Here is a 17,667-nt window from a genome sequence, read left to right as displayed (position 1 = left end):
GAATCGGTGTCTCTGTTGCCATTATCGTCACCTGAATGGACGCCTTCGCGGGCAAGCCTCGCTCCAACGGAATCTCTAACGGGGTGGAGGAGGTTCCCGCTTTGGTGCGCCTCGCACCGAAGCGGGGCGCAATGCTCAGTGGCGCAGCAGCCAGATGATCATGATCAGGTTCACCAGCAGCGACACCAGCGCCAGCGTGCGCCACACCTTGAGCGGCTCGCGTTCCAGCAGCGGCCGATGCTGAGCCACTGACCGGTGTTCGGCTTGTTCCAGTTGCAGCAGCCACTGTTCCGCCGTTTCGTAGCGTGAGTCCGGTTCGGCGTGCAGGGCTTGTTGCAGGCTGTGATCCAGCCAGTCCGGCACATCCGGCCGATAGCGGCTGGCGGGAACCGGGGTGCCAAACCGCCGATGCTGGAACGCCTCTATTTCGCCGTACGGATAATGGCCGGTCAGGAGGTAATAAAGCGTGACGCCGACGGCGTACAAGTCCTGCTGTGGCCCGGGTTCTGCGCCGTTGAAGGCCTCGGGCGCAATAAAACTCGGGGTGCCGGGCAGTTCGTCGGCGGGTGCGGACAGACCGGGGCAATACGCCAGCCCGAAGTCCAGCAGGCGTAATTCACCGTCATCATCCAGCAGCAGGTTTTCCGGCTTGATGTCGCGATGGATGATATTGCGCCGATGCAGCAAACCCACGGCGCGCAGCAGGCGGGTCGCCAGATCCTGCCAATGCGCCACGGAAACGGGCCCGCTGAGCTCAAACAGCTCGGCCAGCGTGCGGCCACCATGCTCGCGCATCAAGTAATACAGATGCTGACGATCCGGGGCAGGATGCAGTTCGGGAAAATAGCGCCCGGCCACCCGCCGCAGAAACCATTCTTCCAGCAACAGGCTTTGCCCGGCGTTGGTTTCGTCATGCCGATTGGCTGGCAGGGTTTTCAGGAGCCAGCGCTGACCGAGCGGGTCGCAGACCCGATACAGCAATGACTGCCGCGATTCCGCCAGCAGGTTGACCACTTCAAAGCCTTCAAAGCGCTGACCGGCTTTCAGCGCTGGCGGCAACGGCCATTGCTGAAGCTGGACCAGCGTATCGCCGAGATCGTCCTGGCCCAGCTTGTCGATGTGGATCAGCAGGGCGCTGGCGTTATCCTGACTGCCTGCCAGATGCGCAGCATTGACCAAGGTCTGCACCGCGTTTTCCAGATTGTCTTGTTCGGTGAGAATCGAGCGAATGCTGGCATCGCCCAGCGTGGCCCACACGCCATCGCTGACCAGCAACAGGCGTTCACCTTCGCGCAGTTCGCCGTCCAGGTAATCCATGACCACGTACTGATCCAGCCCGAGCGCGCGCTTGAGCACATGCTGCATGTCCGGTTGTTCCCAGACGTGGTCCTCGCTGATGCGCAGCAATTCCCCTCGATGCCAGCGATAAGCCCGACAATCGCCGACATGGGCCAGGGTGAATCGCCGGCCGCGCAGCACCAGTGCGCTCAGCGTGGTCAGTAAGCCATTGGCCAACAACCAGCGATTCTGCGCCAGCAGCAGGCGATCCAGCGACTGGGCGATGCCCCAGGTTTCCGGTGTCGAGTAGTAATCCAGCGCCAGGGCTTGCAAGGTGGATTGCGACGCCAGTGCGCCATCGACGCACTGGCTGACGCCATCGGCAACCGCGAACAGATAACCCTTGCTGGCGGCGAGGGCCGGGACCGGCGTCACCAGGCGCAGAGCGTCCTGGTTTTCCGGTCGCGGGCCGCTGGCGCTGCACTGGGCAAAACTCAGTTGCAGACTCATCGCTCACCTCAGACGCGGGCGGCGGTAACCGCTGCCGAACCCCAAGTGGTTCTCCAGCGACGCTTGACGTTGAGCAGGCCGAACCAGGCCAGCACGCCAAGGAAGGCGAACAGCCACAGACCGAGCTGGTAGTCACCGGTGTTTTGCTTGATTGCACCCAGGCCGGCTGCGAGCAGGAAGCCACCAATGCCGCCAGCCATGCCGATCAGGCCGGTCATGACCCCGATTTCCTTGCGGAAACGTTGTGGGACCAGCTGGAACACCGCGCCGTTACCCGCGCCCAGACCGAGCATGGCCGCGACGAACAGCGCCAGTGCCGCCCACGAGCTGGGCAGGTTGAAGCCGACAGCGGCGATGCAGATGGCGGCCACGGCGTACATGCCGGACAAGGTGCGAATCCCGCCGAACCGGTCGGCCAGCGCGCCACCCAATGGACGCATCAGACTGCCGCCAAAGACGCAGGCTGCGGTGTAATAACCGGCGGTCACCGGGCTCAGGCCATACTGATCGTTGAAGTAGCCGGGCAGGGCGCTGGCCAGGCCGATGAAGCCGCCAAAGGTGACGCTGTAGAAGAACATGAACCACCAGCTGTCACGATCACCCAATGCCTTGAGATAGTCCGCCATGGACTTGGGCTTGGCGCGTTCTGGTGCATTGCGGGCCATCAGGCAGAAGGCAATCAGCGTCAATACCAAGGGGATGACGGCAAAGCCGAACACGTTGCTCCAGCCGAAAGCCATGGCCAGAACCGGCGCGATCAATGCCGCCAGAACCGTGCCGGAGTTGCCTGCACCGGCGATGCCCATGGCCTTGCCCTGATGCTCGGCCGGGTACCATTGCGAGGCCAGCGGCAGGGCGACAGCGAATGAAGCGCCCGCCATGCCGAGGAACAGACCTAGAATCAGCGCCTGCTCATAACTGTGGATACCCAGTTTCCAGGCACCGAACAGAGCGCAGATGACGATCACCTGACCGATGATGCCAGCGGTTTTCGGCGACAGCTGATCAGCCAGCAAACCCATCACGAAGCGCAGCACCGCACCGGCCAGAATCGGCGTTGCCACCATCAGGCCGCGTTGCTGTGTGGTCAGGTGCAAGTCGGCGGCGATCTGCACAGCCAGGGGGCCAAGCAGGTACCAGACCATGAAGCTCAGGTCGAAATACAGGAAGGCAGCGAACAGAGTCGGTTTGTGGCCGGCTTTCCAGAAACTTGTATTCATTGAACACCTCATCTGCATAAAGGAAGTCTGTCGGTTCGTGAACCGCAGCGGGCGAAGACCTGCAGGTGGAGCATCCATAACCTCGGCGGCTCCACCGGCCCCAATCACTGGGGCCAAAACGCAAAAAACGCCGCAACCCGATTCGCGTTGGCGAAAGAGGTGTGCGACGTCTTTGTCGTAGGTGGGGCAACCGCCGTTGGCTACCTGTGTGATTAGCTAAGCAAAAGCTGGGCCAGAGAAGCGAAGAACGCTTTTTCGTTGGCCCGCATCACCCCAGCAGCTCGCTCATGGCGATGATCTGCTCGGCGACCTGGATCAGTTTCTGCTGCCTGCTCATGGCCTGGCGGCGCATCAGGGTGTAGGCCTCTTCTTCCTTGCAATCCTTCATTTTCATCAACAGACCTTTGGCCAATTCGATGCGTTTGCGTTCGGCCAATTGCTGGTCGCGTGCCTGAAGTTGGGCACGCAAAGCCTGATCGCTCTCAAATCGTGCCATCGCGACATCGAGGATCGGCTGCAGGCGCTGGGCCAGAATGCCCTCGACGATATAAGCGCTGACCCCGGATTTGATCGCCTGGCGCATCACGTCGGGGTCATGCTCGTCGGTGAACATCACAATCGGGCGCGGCTGGTCACGGCTGACCAGCACCACTTGTTCCATGACGTCGCGGCCCGGGGATTCGGTGTCGATGAGGATTACGTCCGGGCGAACCGCTTCCACCCGTGCAGGCAAGTCGATGATCAGTCCGGACTCGTCGATGACTTCAAATCCCGCTTCGGAGAGCGCCGCTTTCAGGCGTCCGACTTTTTTCGGCGTGTCGTTGATTAACAGGATACGTAGCATGATTGCGGCCCTCAGCGACTGACAACGGCGGGGGCGGTGTCGGCCAGCGCATGCAGCTTGAAGCTGCGCGCGTAGCCCGCCGGATCGCTGCCATCCCAGACTTTGCCGTCGATCAACTGGCTGCTGCGCATGGTCGAAGCAGCGACTTCAATGCCCACTTCACCCGCCGCCTGGCGATACAGGTCCAGTTGGTGAACGCGGGTGGCAACCGACAGATAGTCCGGGTCTTCGCGCAGCAAGCCCCAGCGGCGGAATTGGGTCATGAACCACATGCCATCGGACAGGTACGGCAGGTTCACCTCGCCACCGCCATGAAAGCGCAGCGCGTGGTTATCCTGCCACTGGTTGCCCAACCCATCGCTGTATTCGCCGAGCAAACGCGGCTCAATGCAGCTGGCCGGCGCGTCCAGATAGTCCTTGCCACTGAGCAGCTGCGCGGTGCTGCGGCGGTTTTGCTGATTTTCTTCGATGAAACGGCTGGCCTCCAGAACGGCCTTGACCAGTGCGCGCGCCGTGTTGGGGTTTTGCTCGACAAACTCGCGGGTGCAACCCAGGACTTTTTCCGGGTGATCCGGCCAGATCGCCTGGCTGGTGGCAAAGGTGAAACCCAGCTGTCGCTGCACAGCACTGGCGCCCCAGGGTTCGCCGACGCAGAAGCCGTCGATACGCCCGGCTTGCAGGTGCGCAACCATTTGCGGCGGCGGCACGACCACGCTGGTCACGTCGTGAAGCGGATGAATGCCTTGGCTGGCGAGCCAGTAATACAACCACATCGCATGATTGCCGGTAGGAAAAGTCTGGGCGAAGGTCAGCTTTGGGCCGCTTTGGTGCGCGCGCCGGTCCAGTGCCTCAGGAGTGATCACGCCCGCTTCCTGGAGCGGGCGGGACAGGTTGATGCTCTGGCCGTTCTGGTTCAGGCCCATCAGCACCGCCATGTCCGTCGCGGGGCCGCCACCGATACCCAGTTGCACGGCATAGATCAGGCCGTAAAGGCTGTGGGCCGCGTGCAGTTCGCCGCTGACCAGTTTGTCACGCAGGTTGGCCCAGGACGCCTGGCGCTTGAGATTGAGGGTCAGGCCATAAGGCTGGGCGAACCCCTGAGTGGCGGCCACCACCAACGATGCACTGTCGGATAACGCCATGAAGCCCAGGTCGAGGCTGTTCATCTCTGGCGCATCGCTGCCATTCACCCAGGCGAGCGGGTCGTTCGTGGAGGTATTCATAAACGTGTCTTCCTTTCCGGAAAAGCCGGTCTCGGGAGCCTGTGCAGCTGGCCCGATGATGGGATCTTCCATAAAAAAAGCGTCGTTCAAGCCGTTGCATAAAGCAAGGACGAAACGACGCCATTGTCTGTGCCGCGTTCCGCCGTTGGAACGAGTGCTGATGACTGTTCCAAGCAAGCGATATGCCAGCCCGAGCGCCCGCCGCGATGGCGTCCTGTTAAAAGCTGAGCGCATGCCTCGCGCCCGCCCGCCCAGGCGTCTATAATCGCCGCCCTGAATTCAGCTTCAACGAGTCGCGCCCGCCCATGTATAACCTGGCCCGCCAGTTACTGTTCAAACTTTCCCCGGAAACCTCCCATGACCTGTCCCTGGACCTGATTGGTGCCGGCGGACGCCTGGGGCTCAATCGCCTGCTGAGCAAGGCGCCGGCGCGCCTGCCGGTGACGGTCATGGGCCTGGAGTTTCCCAATCCGGTCGGGCTGGCCGCAGGCCTGGACAAGAACGGCGCGGCCATCGACGGCTTCGCCCAGCTGGGTTTCGGCTTTGTTGAAATCGGCACGGTCACCCCGCGCCCGCAGCCGGGCAATCCGAAACCTCGGATCTTCCGTCTGCCGCACGCCGAGGCGATCATCAATCGCATGGGCTTCAATAACCTGGGCGTCGATCACCTGATCAGCCGGGTTCAGGGCGCAAAATATACCGGCATCCTGGGCATCAACATCGGCAAGAATTTCGATACGCCGGTCGAGCGCGCCGTGGATGACTATCTGATTTGCCTGGACAAGGTCTACGCCCACGCCAGCTATGTCACGGTCAATGTCAGCTCGCCGAACACGCCGGGGTTGCGCAGTCTGCAGTTCGGCGATTCGCTCAAGCAATTGCTGGAAGCCCTTAGCATCCGTCAGCAGGCGCTGACCCAGTTGCATGGCAAGCGCGTGCCATTGGCGATCAAGATTGCCCCGGACATGACCGATGAAGAAACCGTGCTGGTTGCGGCGGCGCTGATCGAATCCGGCATGGACGCCGTCATCGCCACCAACACCACGCTCAGCCGCCAGGGCGTCGAAGGCTTGCCACATGGCGACGAAGCGGGCGGGTTGTCAGGTGCGCCGGTACGCGAGAAGAGCACCCATACGGTGAAGATCCTCGCTGGCGAACTGGCCGGGCGTCTGCCGATCATCGCTGCGGGCGGCATCACCGAAGGCAGGCACGCGGCTGAGAAAATCGCCGCCGGTGCCAGCCTGGTGCAGATCTACTCCGGCTTTATCTATAAAGGCCCGGCGCTGATTCGCCAGTCGGTGGACGCCATCGCGGCAATGCCCAAACGTCAGGCATAAAAAAGGGGCTCCTGAGGAGCCCCTGGGCTTTCGCCCCGCGCCCGGATGGGACGCGCCTGGTTAGGTCATTTTTTCAGAGATTTGCTGGACTGGTCGGAAGTTACCTGATTACCCGACCGCGTGAAGTTCGTTGAGTCTGTGGATTCCCGCAGTGCCGGTCATACCGTCCCAGTTGTCGCCGCGTCCTTCTCGCCAACCATTGATCCACGCTTGGCGTACTGACGGTAGAGTAAAAGGGCAAAGCTCACGGGATTTACCATGAACGCCGTACTGATATCCGCGTAAAAATGCTCTTTCCAACGGATCACGCTTAAGTCTTCTCATAGGGTGTTGCCCTCGTTTGTTGACTGTAATGTCCCTGGGACCTCTTGATGAGGTCGGGCAGAAAGTTTTCTGCCGTTGGTACCCGCTGCCGGCGTCGCGGGCTTGGTGTCGTTACCATTGCAGTAACAACCTGAGATGAGTTCTAACCAATGGATTGGGCGCTGTGAATGATCGTTTTGTCATAAGCACGTAACATTTTTGACCTGCGGGAAATAAGCCCGAAGGTGTTTCAAACTTGATATTTTCTGCAAGCCCGCAATGTCGAGGGTTTCGGCGCAAGCTGAGAGCCGTTCTCAAGCGCGGGTGATGGCTGAATGCATTCAGAGGCTTTTCGACGAAGGGTCACGATGTGACTTTTTATTACGGCAGTTGTCATGCTGAATGGGTGGCTTTCAGCCCAGTGTCTTTTGGCCATTGCGAGCTTTTTGGCTGAAAGGCGCGATCCACGTAAAAAACTGCCGCATTGATGTCATAACCTCATGCGGTGGACCGGCACAATGTGTGTGCCACGCAGGCGTTCTCCAAGAAAGACGCTTGTTCTAAATCTGGTAGGGCAATGCGTTGCCCGCCGCTTATGGCTACGGCCCTGGAATATTCATGTCCGAACGTTACGAACTTTTCCTCACTTGCCCGAAAGGCCTCGAAGGCCTGCTGTCTGAGGAAGCCACTGCGCTTGGCCTTGAGGAGACCCGGGAACACACCTCGGCCATCCGCGGCGTCGCTACCATGGAAACCGCCTACCGGTTATGCCTGTGGTCGCGCCTGGCCAATCGTGTGTTGCTGGTGCTCAAGCGCTTTCCGATGAAAGACGCCGAAGACCTGTATCACGGCGTGCTGGATATCGACTGGCAGGATCACCTTGAAGCCGACGGTTCGCTGGCGGTGGAGTTCAGCGGTAACGGTTCGGGCATTGATAACACGCACTTTGGCGCCTTGAAGGTCAAGGACGCCATTGTCGACAAATTGCGTACGCCGGATGGCCTGCGGCCTTCGGTCGACAAGCTCAATCCCGATCTGCGCGTGCATTTGCGCCTGGATCGCGGCGAAGCCATCCTGTCGCTGGACTTGTCCGGTCACAGCCTGCACCAGCGTGGCTATCGCTTGCAGCAGGGTGCCGCTCCGCTCAAGGAAAACCTCGCCGCAGCGATCCTGATCCGTGCCGGCTGGCCGCGCATTGCTGCTGAAGGTGGCGCGCTGGCTGACCCGATGTGCGGCGTAGGCACCTTTTTGGTGGAGGCGGCCATGATGGCTGCCGACATCGCGCCCAACCTCAAGCGCGAACGCTGGGGGTTTTCTGCATGGCTCGGGCACGTCCCGGCGCTGTGGACCAAGTTGCATGATGATGCGCTGGCCCGCGCCCAGGCCGGTCTGGCCAAGCCGCCGCTGTGGATTCGCGGCTATGAAGCTGACCCGCGCCTGATCCAGCCGGGGCGTAACAACATTGAGCGTGCTGGTCTGAGTGACTGGATCAAGGTCTATCAAGGCGAAGTCGCCACCTTTGAGCCGCGCCCGGACCAGAACCAGAAAGGCCTGGTGATCTGCAACCCTCCGTACGGCGAGCGCCTGGGTGACGAGGCAAGCCTGCTTTATCTTTACCAGAACCTCGGTGAACGTCTGCGCCAGGCCTGTCTGAACTGGGAGGCTGCCGTCTTTACCGGCGCTCCGGATCTGGGCAAACGCATGGGGATTCGCAGCCACAAGCAATACGCATTCTGGAACGGCGCTTTGCCGTGCAAATTGCTGCTGATCAAGGTCTTGCCTGACCAGTTCGTCACCGGCGAGCGGCGCACTGCCGAGCAGCGCCAGATCGAGCGTGAACAGGTCGAGCCCGAGGACACCAGCGCTCTGGAAGCTCCAGGCAAATACGAGAAGTACAACAAGAACGGCAACCCGATCAAACCGGCTCCAGTGGTGGTCGAGCAGCCGCGCTTGAGCGAAGGCGGGCAGATGTTTGCCAACCGCTTGCAGAAGAACCTCAAGCTGCTGGGCAAATGGGTCCGTCGCGAAGGGATCGATTGCTATCGCGTCTACGATGCCGACATGCCGGAGTACTCCCTGGCCATCGACCTGTATCACGACTGGGTTCACGTTCAGGAATACGCCGCGCCCAAGTCCATCGATCCGGAGAAAGCCTCGGCGCGCCTGTTCGACGCGCTGGCGGCCATTCCCCAGGCGTTGAACATCGACAAGAGTCGCGTGGTGATCAAGCGTCGTGAACGCCAGAGCGGCACCAAGCAGTACGAGCGGCAAAGTGCCCAGGGCCAGTTCCGCGAAGTCAGCGAAGGTGGCGTCAAGCTGCTGGTGAACCTCACGGACTACCTGGACACCGGCCTGTTCCTCGACCACCGCCCGATGCGCATGCGTATCCAGCGTGAAGCGGCGGGCAAGCGTTTCCTCAACCTGTATGCCTACACCGCGACGGCCAGTGTGCATGCGGCCAAGGGCGGCGCGCGCAGCACCACCAGCGTTGACTTGTCGAAAACCTATCTGGACTGGGCACGTCGCAACCTGTCGCTCAACGGCTTCTCTGACAAGAACCGTCTGGAGCAGGGTGATGTGATGGCGTGGCTGGAAGCGTGCCGTGAGGAATACGACCTGATCTTCATCGATCCGCCGACGTTCTCCAACTCCAAGCGCATGGAAGGGATCTTCGACGTACAGCGTGATCAGGTGCAATTGCTCGATCTGGCCATGGCGCGTCTTGCACCCGGCGGCGTGCTGTATTTCTCCAACAACTTCCGCAAGTTCGTCCTCGATGAAAACCTCGGCGAGCGTTACGCCGTGGAAGAAATCACTGCCCAGACCGTGGATCCGGACTTTGCCCGCAACAGCAAGATCCATCGCGCCTGGAAGATCATGGCTCGCTGATTGGCAACAATGTGCAGTGCGTAACGAATCCATGTTACGCACTGCAATTTCAGGCTAGGCAAACTAGTGGCGAATAGCTATAAGAGAACCACAGCCAGCGTGACTGTTTACTGTGCTGGCGTCGTGAGTTTTGCGTATGCCGTCAAACCCTGTGCGCCCGAAGATTCTCGGCTTTATCAGCGAGCAGGCCTCCCCTTGGGTCGTTGCAATGACGGCTCTGGTTTTGGGGCTGGTGTTGACGATCATCCTCGCCCTCGCCAATTTCGAACTCTATAAACGCCAACTGGTCCAGCGCTTCAGCTTGATCGCCAGCGAACATTTCAGTCGTATTCAGGAACGCCTTGATGGCCAGGTTTCTCGCCTGGACAGCCTGCGGCGCTTCTTTGTCTTTTCCGATCAAATCAGTCGCGCCGAATTCAACGGCTTTGCCGCGCCGTTGCTGATGGGGACCCAGGCGTACTCATGGGCACCGAGAGTCGTCGAGTCCGAGCGGGAGTCCTTCGAGCGTCAAGCGGTGACCGAGGGCCTTGACGGCTTCAGCGTGCGGGAGTTGGGAGTCGCGGGCGGGCTGCAGAAAGCTGCGGTAAGGGCGGAATATTTTCCGGTGCTCTTCACCCGGTCACGTAGCACGCTGCCATTGCCACTGGGCTTCGACATTGCCTCCGATCAGCTACGCCACCAAGCGCTGGAGCGGGCGCTCCAGCTGGGTTCCATGGTCGCGACCCCGCGCGTGCATCTGGTCGGGCTGGACCCGCTCAACGCCACTGGAATTCTGTTGCTGTCCCCGGTACTCGCCGCAGATGCCCGATTTTCGACGCGGGCGGACGATGTATCCGGCTTTGTGATGGCCGTTATCAGCCTGAGTGCCCTGATGACCGAAGGTCTGCCCACTCAGGAAAACCTTGCCGTGACGCTGCGCGATCTGGCCGCGCCTGACGAACCAGAACTGTTGTATCAGTCAACCACAGCGGCTGCCGACAGTGATTTGCGGGTCAGCACGCTGTTGAATCTGGCGGATCGCGACTATTTGCTGGAAATCCGTCCAACCGAGATTTTCCTCAACAGTAACCAGTCGCAAAGGGTCAACGTGATCCTGTTGGGCACGCTGCTGAGCGTGATGCTCAGTGCGTTGCTCTACAGTCTGGTGGGGCAGCGTCAGCGCGCCCTGCGTCTGGTGGATCAGCGCACATCCGAGTTGCGCCAGCGCGAACAGCAATTGCGCGGCACCCACGGTCAACTGCGCAATGTGCTCAACGCCGCTACCGAAGTGGCAATCATTGCCACCGACCTGAATGGCGTGATCAGTACCTTTAATGTAGGCGCACAGAAAATGCTCGGCTACAGCAATGACGAGGTCGTGGGGCGCTTCACGCTCAAGGATCTGCAATTGACGGCAGAGCTCGAAGAGCACGCGCAGCGCCTGAGTGTCGGGTATGGAACCCAGGTTTCAGCCGGCGAGGCGATCTTTGTCGAAGCCAGTCAGGAAAGCATCCACCAGTCTCGGGAATGGACCTTCGTGCGGCGTGACAGCAGTACATTGTCAGTCAATATGCTGGTGACGGCCGTGCGAGACGAGCAGGGCCAGTGGGTTGGCTATCTGGCGGTGTGTATTGATATCACCGAGCGCAAGCGCGTCGAAGAGGAGTTACGCCGATTGGCGGTCACTGATTCGCTGACCGGAATCTTTAATCGTCGTTATTTCCAGGAACGCTTTGCGGTCGAACTGGGCCGGGTCCAGGGTAGCGGGGGAGAGTTGTCGGTGATCATGCTCGACATCGATCATTTCAAAAGGATCAATGACCAGCTCGGGCATGCCAAGGGCGATTGGGCGTTGCAGGCCATTTCCCAGCGTATCAGTCTGCGGCTGCGTAGCAATGAGGTGTTCTGTCGGCTGGGCGGGGAAGAATTCATGGTGCTCTGTCCCGGCATCGATGCCGTTCAGGCGCATCAGCTGGCGTTGGATTTGTGGCGTGAGCTGCGCAGTCAGCCGGTCGATGGCATTGGGACCATTACTGCGAGTTTCGGCGTGGCTGGCTGGCGCGAAGGGGAAGGCGACGATGCGCTGTTGCTGCGCGTGGATTCGCGGGTCTACGCAGCCAAGCAGGCGGGGCGTGATCGGGTTGAGCCAGAGCTGCCGTGAGGGTCAATGAATAAGGGGCCGGTCTTGGGACAGGCCCCTTTTGCTTACTGCTGCTGAATCGAAACGGTGTTGTTGACCAGCTTCGGCTGGCGATACAACTCGACCAGCACTTCATCGAGCACTGACGATGCGCCCCATGGGCGCGGGTCATTGAGGATGGCGACTACGGCCCAGGTATTGCCATTGCTGTCGCGGCTGAAGCCGGCAATGGCGCGAACCGTGTTCAGCGTACCGGTCTTGATATGCGCCTCGCCCAGCAGCGGCGTGCGCTTGAGACGCTTGCGCATGGTGCCGTCCATGCCGGCCAGCGGCATCGAACTCATGAACTCGGCGGCATAAGGGCTGCGCCATGCGGCCTGCAGGATGATCGCCATTTCACGAGCGCTGACGCGTTCTGCGCGGGATAGGCCCGAACCGTTTTCCATGACCAGGTGTGGAGCGGTGATGCCTTTTTTCGCCAGCCACTGGCGGATCACCCGTTGCGCGGCCTTGGCGTCATCGCCATCGGCTTCATTGCGATATTCCGAACCCAGGCTCAGGAACAGCTGCTGGGCCATGGTGTTGTTACTGAATTTATTGATGTCGCGAATGATTTCCGTAAGGTCTGGCGAGAAGGCCTTGGCCAGCAGTTTAGCGCTGCCCGGCACCACGTCGACGCGGTCCTTGCCGAGGATGCTGCCGCCCAGTTCCTGCCAGATCGCCCGAACAGCGCCTGCTGCGTAGGTTGGGTGGTCGAGCAGTGAGAGGTAGGTCTGGGAGTTGCAGCCATTGCCCAATTGCCCGCTGACGGTGACGACAACCGAACCGTCCGCCTGCGGGATCGGGCTGTAACGTACGTCGCCAGCGCATTGCTTGGAGGCAACGGCCTTGACCTGATTTTCCACGCGGATGCTGGCGATCGGCGGTTCCACGGAAACCAGGATCTTGCCACCGTCGTTACGGGTGATGAAGCGCAGCGCCTTGAGATTGATCATCAATGAGTCGGGTTTGACCAGGAACGGCTTGTTCTTGTCGTTGCCATCATCGTCGAACACCGGCAGCTGCGGTTGCACGAAATGGCTGCGATCCAGGACCAGATCACCGGTGACCTGCTGGACGCCGTTGGCGCGCAGATCGCGCATCAGCAGCCAGAGTTTTTCCATGTTGAGCTTGGGGTCACCGCCGCCCTTAAGGTAGAGATTGCCGTGCAGCACGCCGTTGGTCAGGGTGCCATCGGTGAAGAACTCGGTCCGCCACTGATGGGTCGGGCCGAGCATTTCCAACGCTGCATAGGTGGTGATCAGCTTCATGGTCGACGCCGGATTAACCGATACGTCGGCGTTGAAAACCGTCGGATTGCCTGGGCCGTTAAGCGGCAACATCACCAGTGACAGGGCATCGTCGCCCAGTTTGCTGGCTTTCAGGGCTTGCTGAACCTTGGGTGGCAGCGTGGTGTTGATCACCGCCGCCTGAGCAGGCAACCCCAGGGGCAGTAGCAGGGCGAAAAAAAACAAAGGACGCAAAGATTTGATCATTCAATAAAACCCTACTGCAAAGAGGGGGGAAATAAGAGGGCATGGATGGATTCCCTCGGCAAAATAAGTAGCTGACGCAGGCGGTTGCTGAAAAAAGCCGCCTGACGATCGAATAGACGGCATTATGCCCCAACCGGCGGTGACTTGTGTTCTGGTGCGAGCGTCTCGGCCGCTATTTTTTATCAGGTATCACGCCGGGCCGCACACGCCTGTTTATCGGCAATCCCCGACCTTGGGCGTGTTAGGCGGGCAATCGGCCGTCCAAACTGCTAAAGTGCCGCCCGATATTACTTATGAGGATTTGTTCAATGGCCACTAACCGTTCCCAGCGTCTGCGCAAAAAGCTGTGCGTAGATGAATTCCAGGAGTTGGGTTTTGAGCTGAACCTGGACTTCAAGGAAGATCTGGATGACAAGGCGATCGACGCGTTCCTCGAGGAATTCCTCAAGGACGCCATGGAAGCCAATGGTCTGGGTTATGTTGGCGGCGATGACTTCGGTCTGGTTTGCCTCATCAAGCGTGGCTCGGTCAACGAAGAGCAGCGTGCTGCTGTTGAAGCCTGGCTCAAGGGCCGCAGCGAACTGACCGAAGTAACCGTCAGCCCGCTGATCGACGTCTGGTACCCGGAAAAGCCAATCAATCCGGTAGCCTGATGTTCCAGGGAGGCAGGCCACGTGCCTGCCTCCCTGATCTGCTGCATTTCCCTCCTGCTTGTTGATCCGCGTCTAGTCGTGGATGTCCTCGTTTTCCCCATTGCGCTGGTCCGGTTCATCTGTCAGGTGAAGCGCGTTGCGCAAGGCTGTCTCCAGAACACTCATCGCAGCGCCCAAGGCCGACTGGCACGCCTCAATGATCTCAACGGGCTCGTCCTCGCCGTAGGCATCTTCCAGCGCCTCACATCTGTCGATGACCCGAACCGCCCGGATGATCCGCGCCGCGCCTTTGATCTTGTGCGCCATCTGACGAATATCTGCCTGATTCGTCGCGGCTTGCAGGCGTGTGAGTTCTTCGCGATCCTGCTCGCAACTGAGCAGGAGTTGCGCCAGCAGTCGCCGAACGCTATCAGGACGATCACCGGTCAACAGGCTGACGCTGCCCATATCGAACACTTCGGGAGCTGATAAGTCGGCGCGCTGACGGTCGTGAGGCTGGAGCTTGTCCAGTCGCTCGTTGAGCGCTTTGAGGCTGATGGGCTTGAACAGGCAGTCGTCCATGCCCGCATCCCGACAGCGCTGCTTCTCTTCCGGCTGAGCATTGGCGGTGAAACCCCATATCGTGCAGCGCGGGCGCCCCTTGTCCTGCTCGTGGTTACGGATCGCGCGAGTCAGGTCGTAGCCATTCATCACCGGCATGTTGCAGTCAGCGATTACCAGGTCGAACTGTCCTGGCAACCAGAGCTCAAGCCCTTGGGCACCGTGTTCGGCAGTCGAGCAGTGATGACCGAGAAATTCGAGCTGCTGACACAGCAGCATGCAATTGGCGGGATGATCGTCGACGATGAGAATGTCCAGCGCAGCCGTTTCCCGTGGTGGGGCTTCCTTGGTCGGCGCGGCGATTTCCAGCGGCTCCAGGGTCGTCAGATCAAAGGTCATGTGGATCTGTGTGCCGTCGCCGGGCTCACTGCTGAGGGTCAAGGTGCCGCCCATCATTTCGCACAGGTGACGGCAGATCACCAGCCCTAGTCCGGCGCCGGTCCGTGCCTGCTGACCGGTGTTCTCGGCCTGGGCGAAAGGCTCGAACAGCCGCTGCTGATCTTCTGCGCTGATGCCGATGCCGCTGTCCTGGATCAGCACGTGCAGCCGCAGCTGTTGTGGGTCCGGGCTGGTATCGGTCTGCAGGCTGATTTTCACCTGACCCTGCTCGGTGAACTTGATCGCGTTGCTGACGAGATTGGACAGAATTTGTTTGAAACGCAGCGGATCGATCAGCACATCCGTGTTGATGCCGGGGTCCAGGTCGAGCAACAGGCCGAGGCTTTTTTGCCGGGCCAGACCGTCGAAGACACGAAATACCGACTCGACCAGCTGGCGCAGATTTGCCCGCTCCGGACTCAGGGTCAAGCGTCCAGACTCGATGCGCGCGATATCCAGGATGTCACCGATAAGCTCCAGCAGATCCTTGGCCGAGCCGTAGGCAACCTCAATGGCCGGCCGATCCAGCTGACCCTGGTCAGCGCGGCGCAGGGCCAGTTCGAGCATGCCGATTACCGCGTTCATCGGGGTGCGTATTTCATGGCTCATGGTCGCCAGAAAGGTGCTCTTGGCGCGATTGGCGTCATCGGCCTGATCCTTGGCCGTGCGAAGTTCCTCGATCAGCTGGCGGCGCTCGCTGATGTCGATCCAGCCACCGATGACGCCCTGCACCTCACCCACCGAATCCCGGAACGGCAGGATCCAGTGATAGATCGTCAGATGTCGATCACCGATATGCAGCGTGCGGTCGAGGATCAGCGGAGTGCTGCTGGCCATCACCCGTTTGTAGTCGGCGGCATATTCGTGGGCTTCGTCGATATCACTGAGAATGCCTTCGGTGACGGTTTTGTTGAGGATGTCTTCGCGCCGCGCCGAGAATGCTTCCAGATAGCTGTCGTTGCACATGCGCAGCAGCCCTTCGCGATCACGCACATAGATAGGATGCGGAGTGCCGTTGACCAGGGCGCTCATGAACTCGAATTGATCGCTCAGTGCACGCTCGGCCCGTTCGCGCTGTTTGATCTGGCGCCGCATGATCATGTGTAGGCATTCCAGGCCAGTGAACCGAGCAACAGCAGACCGGCCCCAATGAGGATCTGATAGATCTGGCGCTGATAGTCGTGCCAATTGCCTCCGGCCGGGGTGTACGAGCGCCAGCGGTTGTTGATGACTGCCAGATCCTGCGGGGCGATGCTCGACAGCGCCTTGTCGAGAATGGCGCTCAGTTCAGTGGCCTTGCGCGAGGTGGCCATGGAGATCAGTGCCGGCTCGTTGCCAACAGTCGCCGTCATTTGCAGGCGGTCCTCGAATACACCTGAAGAAAGAAAATAATTGGCGATCAGCAATGAGGTGATCGCGCCTTCGACTCGCCCTTGGGCCAGCATGTCCAGCGCCTGGGAAGGGTTGTCCACTTCAATGGGGACGATCTCCGGGAAGTTGTCCCGCAGGTAAGCCGTGAGTGGGCTGCCCACGTTGATCGCCACTCGTTTGCCGTTGAGTTGCTCAAGTCGGGGTGGGTTGTCCGGCCATTTGCGCGTCACCAGCACGAATGAGTTGTCGACGTAAGGACGACTGAAACTCAGCTGGTCTTCGCGCTCCTCACTGGGGATCAGCGCTCCGATCATGTCGGCCTGACCCTGGCTGACCCGGTTCAGCATGTCGGACAGGCTTTGGGAACGGCTGACTTCGAAGCGAAGTCCGGTGCGCAGGCGTACCAGTTCCAGCAGGTCGGCGGTGATGCCGCGGAAATTGCCATTGGCATCGAAGAACGTCAGCGGGGCATAGGATTCATTGATAATCACGCGCACCGTAGGGTGTTGTGCGATCCAGCGTTCCTCACGCTGGGTCAGTTGCAGTTTCTGATCGGTCAGCATCAGATCGTCAGCCCCCCAGCGTCGGGAGATCGCGATGCGCTCATCGACGCTGATGGACTTGAGGGTTTGATTGAGGATGTGCAGCAAGGGCGTACCGTCGTTGCGTACTGCAAAACTGAAACCATTGGCCTCATGCTTGCCGAAGTTGGCCATCTGCACGTTATTCAGATAGCCCTTGTTGATCAGGTACTGGGTGGAAATGGTGTCGCCAAGAAACACGTCGGCCTGATTGAAAGCCACGGCGTTGATGGCGCTCTGGAAGGAGGGATAGGTTTTCAGGGTCGCCCCCGGGTAGAGCGCCTTCACACTGGATTCCGGCAGGTAGTGATAGACCATGCTCAGGCGCATGCCCTCCAGGCCCTGGTTCAGCGCGCGCTTCTCGCCGACGCGCGTCACCAGAACCGGTTGATCCACTGCATAAGGTGTCGACAGCTTGAGACTGCCATCTGTTGCTTCAAAACCGTTTGCGCTGCCGAGCAGATCGATTTTGCCTTCCTTGAGGGCGGTGATGGCCGAATCCCTGGAATCAAAGCGCTGAACCTTGACGGGCAGGTCCAGTGCCACAGAGATGATTCCGGCGTAGTCGGCGGTGAACCCTTCGTACTCTCGACCTGATTGGGTCAGGTCGAAGGGTGGGTAGTCAGGGGCAGAAGTACCGAGGATCAGCTCTCGCTTTTCGTGTACCCACTGCCACTGAGCCTTGTCCAGATTGACATCCATGTGTCCGGGACTGGAGCGACTCAGCAGGCGGTAGGATTCACCGTCAGCCGGAATCGCCTGGGCGCTCCAGCTGACGCAGACACAGGCGACCCATATCAAACAATGTTTAATGCGCGTGGACATC

Annotated in this window: 10 protein-coding genes and 1 pseudogene; 4 read left to right on the top strand and 7 right to left on the bottom strand. The window is 60.1% G+C overall.

Annotated elements, in window-relative coordinates; genetic code table 11:
• Window positions 1-135: 135 nt before the first annotated feature.
• The 4 genes from CFII64_RS07360 to CFII64_RS07345 form a co-directional block, all read right to left on the bottom strand.
• Window positions 136-1,788 carry a bifunctional protein-serine/threonine kinase/phosphatase gene (locus tag CFII64_RS07360; protein WP_020290158.1) on the bottom strand — a complete coding sequence of 551 codons (1,653 nt, stop codon included), beginning with the start codon at window positions 1,786-1,788 and terminating at the stop codon, window positions 136-138.
• Between the two features lie 8 nt (window positions 1,789-1,796).
• The gene (locus CFII64_RS07355) at window positions 1,797-3,008 is read right to left on the bottom strand and encodes a NarK/NasA family nitrate transporter (protein WP_020290157.1); all 1,212 of its coding nucleotides are present in this window, start codon (window positions 3,006-3,008) and stop codon (window positions 1,797-1,799) included.
• Between the two features lie 268 nt (window positions 3,009-3,276).
• Window positions 3,277-3,852: an ANTAR domain-containing response regulator gene (locus tag CFII64_RS07350; protein ID WP_020290156.1), complete on the bottom strand. Its 576-nt coding sequence runs from the start codon at window positions 3,850-3,852 to the stop codon at window positions 3,277-3,279.
• Window positions 3,853-3,863: 11 nt separating this feature from the next.
• Window positions 3,864-5,075 (bottom strand): CmpA/NrtA family ABC transporter substrate-binding protein, encoded by a 1,212-nt coding sequence (locus CFII64_RS07345; protein WP_020290155.1) that lies wholly within the window; start codon window positions 5,073-5,075, stop codon window positions 3,864-3,866.
• Window positions 5,076-5,380: 305 nt separating this feature from the next.
• Between CFII64_RS07345 and CFII64_RS07340 the strand changes: the two genes are divergently transcribed.
• Window positions 5,381-6,412: a quinone-dependent dihydroorotate dehydrogenase gene (locus CFII64_RS07340; RefSeq protein ID WP_020290154.1), complete on the top strand. Its 1,032-nt coding sequence runs from the start codon at window positions 5,381-5,383 to the stop codon at window positions 6,410-6,412.
• Window positions 6,413-6,520: 108 nt separating this feature from the next.
• Here CFII64_RS07340 and rmf read toward each other — a convergent pair whose 3' ends face one another.
• Window positions 6,521-6,736 (bottom strand): ribosome modulation factor, encoded by a 216-nt coding sequence (gene rmf / locus CFII64_RS29250; RefSeq protein WP_002553055.1) that lies wholly within the window; start codon window positions 6,734-6,736, stop codon window positions 6,521-6,523.
• A 597-nt stretch (window positions 6,737-7,333) separates the two neighbouring features.
• On the opposite strand from rmf, the gene rlmKL reads away from it, so the two are divergent.
• Both rlmKL and CFII64_RS07330 read left to right on the top strand, forming a co-directional pair.
• The gene (gene rlmKL, locus CFII64_RS07335) at window positions 7,334-9,604 is read left to right on the top strand and encodes a bifunctional 23S rRNA (guanine(2069)-N(7))-methyltransferase RlmK/23S rRNA (guanine(2445)-N(2))-methyltransferase RlmL (protein ID WP_020290153.1); all 2,271 of its coding nucleotides are present in this window, start codon (window positions 7,334-7,336) and stop codon (window positions 9,602-9,604) included.
• Between the two features lie 136 nt (window positions 9,605-9,740).
• Entirely contained in the window at window positions 9,741-11,744 is a 2,004-nt protein-coding gene (locus tag CFII64_RS07330; protein ID WP_020290152.1) for a diguanylate cyclase, read from the top strand.
• Window positions 11,745-11,788: 44 nt separating this feature from the next.
• On the opposite strand, the gene dacB is transcribed toward CFII64_RS07330, so the two are convergent.
• Entirely contained in the window at window positions 11,789-13,258 is a 1,470-nt protein-coding gene (dacB, locus tag CFII64_RS07325) for a D-alanyl-D-alanine carboxypeptidase/D-alanyl-D-alanine-endopeptidase (RefSeq protein WP_020290151.1), read from the bottom strand.
• Between the two features lie 308 nt (window positions 13,259-13,566).
• Here dacB and CFII64_RS07320 point away from each other — a divergent pair, with 308 nt between their 5' ends.
• Window positions 13,567-13,911: a YggL family protein gene (locus tag CFII64_RS07320; RefSeq protein WP_020290150.1), complete on the top strand. Its 345-nt coding sequence runs from the start codon at window positions 13,567-13,569 to the stop codon at window positions 13,909-13,911.
• 72 nt (window positions 13,912-13,983) lie between these two features.
• Here CFII64_RS07320 and CFII64_RS07315 read toward each other — a convergent pair.
• Window positions 13,984-17,666, bottom strand: a pseudogene (locus CFII64_RS07315) (transporter substrate-binding domain-containing protein).
• Between the last annotated feature and the right edge of the window lies 1 nt (window position 17,667).

This window comes from Pseudomonas sp. CFII64 (genome assembly GCF_000416235.1).
In the GTDB taxonomy this organism is placed as follows: domain Bacteria; phylum Pseudomonadota; class Gammaproteobacteria; order Pseudomonadales; family Pseudomonadaceae; genus Aquipseudomonas.
This window is presented reverse-complemented; position numbering and strand designations above follow the sequence as displayed.

Bases quoted from the DNA above. Each gene is read 5' to 3' on its own strand.
- CFII64_RS07360 (WP_020290158.1), bottom strand. From the start codon at position 1,788: ATGAGTCTGCAACTGAGTTTTGCCCAGTGCAGCGCCAGCGGCCCGCGA.
- CFII64_RS07355 (WP_020290157.1), bottom strand. From the start codon at position 3,008: ATGAATACAAGTTTCTGGAAAGCCGGCCACAAACCGACTCTGTTCGCT.
- CFII64_RS07350 (WP_020290156.1), bottom strand. From the start codon at position 3,852: ATGCTACGTATCCTGTTAATCAACGACACGCCGAAAAAAGTCGGACGC.
- CFII64_RS07345 (WP_020290155.1), bottom strand. From the start codon at position 5,075: ATGAATACCTCCACGAACGACCCGCTCGCCTGGGTGAATGGCAGCGAT.
- CFII64_RS07340 (WP_020290154.1), top strand. From the start codon at position 5,381: ATGTATAACCTGGCCCGCCAGTTACTGTTCAAACTTTCCCCGGAAACC.
- rmf (WP_002553055.1), bottom strand. From the start codon at position 6,736: ATGAGAAGACTTAAGCGTGATCCGTTGGAAAGAGCATTTTTACGCGGA.
- rlmKL (WP_020290153.1), top strand. From the start codon at position 7,334: ATGTCCGAACGTTACGAACTTTTCCTCACTTGCCCGAAAGGCCTCGAA.
- CFII64_RS07330 (WP_020290152.1), top strand. From the start codon at position 9,741: ATGCCGTCAAACCCTGTGCGCCCGAAGATTCTCGGCTTTATCAGCGAG.
- dacB (WP_020290151.1), bottom strand. From the start codon at position 13,258: ATGATCAAATCTTTGCGTCCTTTGTTTTTTTTCGCCCTGCTACTGCCC.
- CFII64_RS07320 (WP_020290150.1), top strand. From the start codon at position 13,567: ATGGCCACTAACCGTTCCCAGCGTCTGCGCAAAAAGCTGTGCGTAGAT.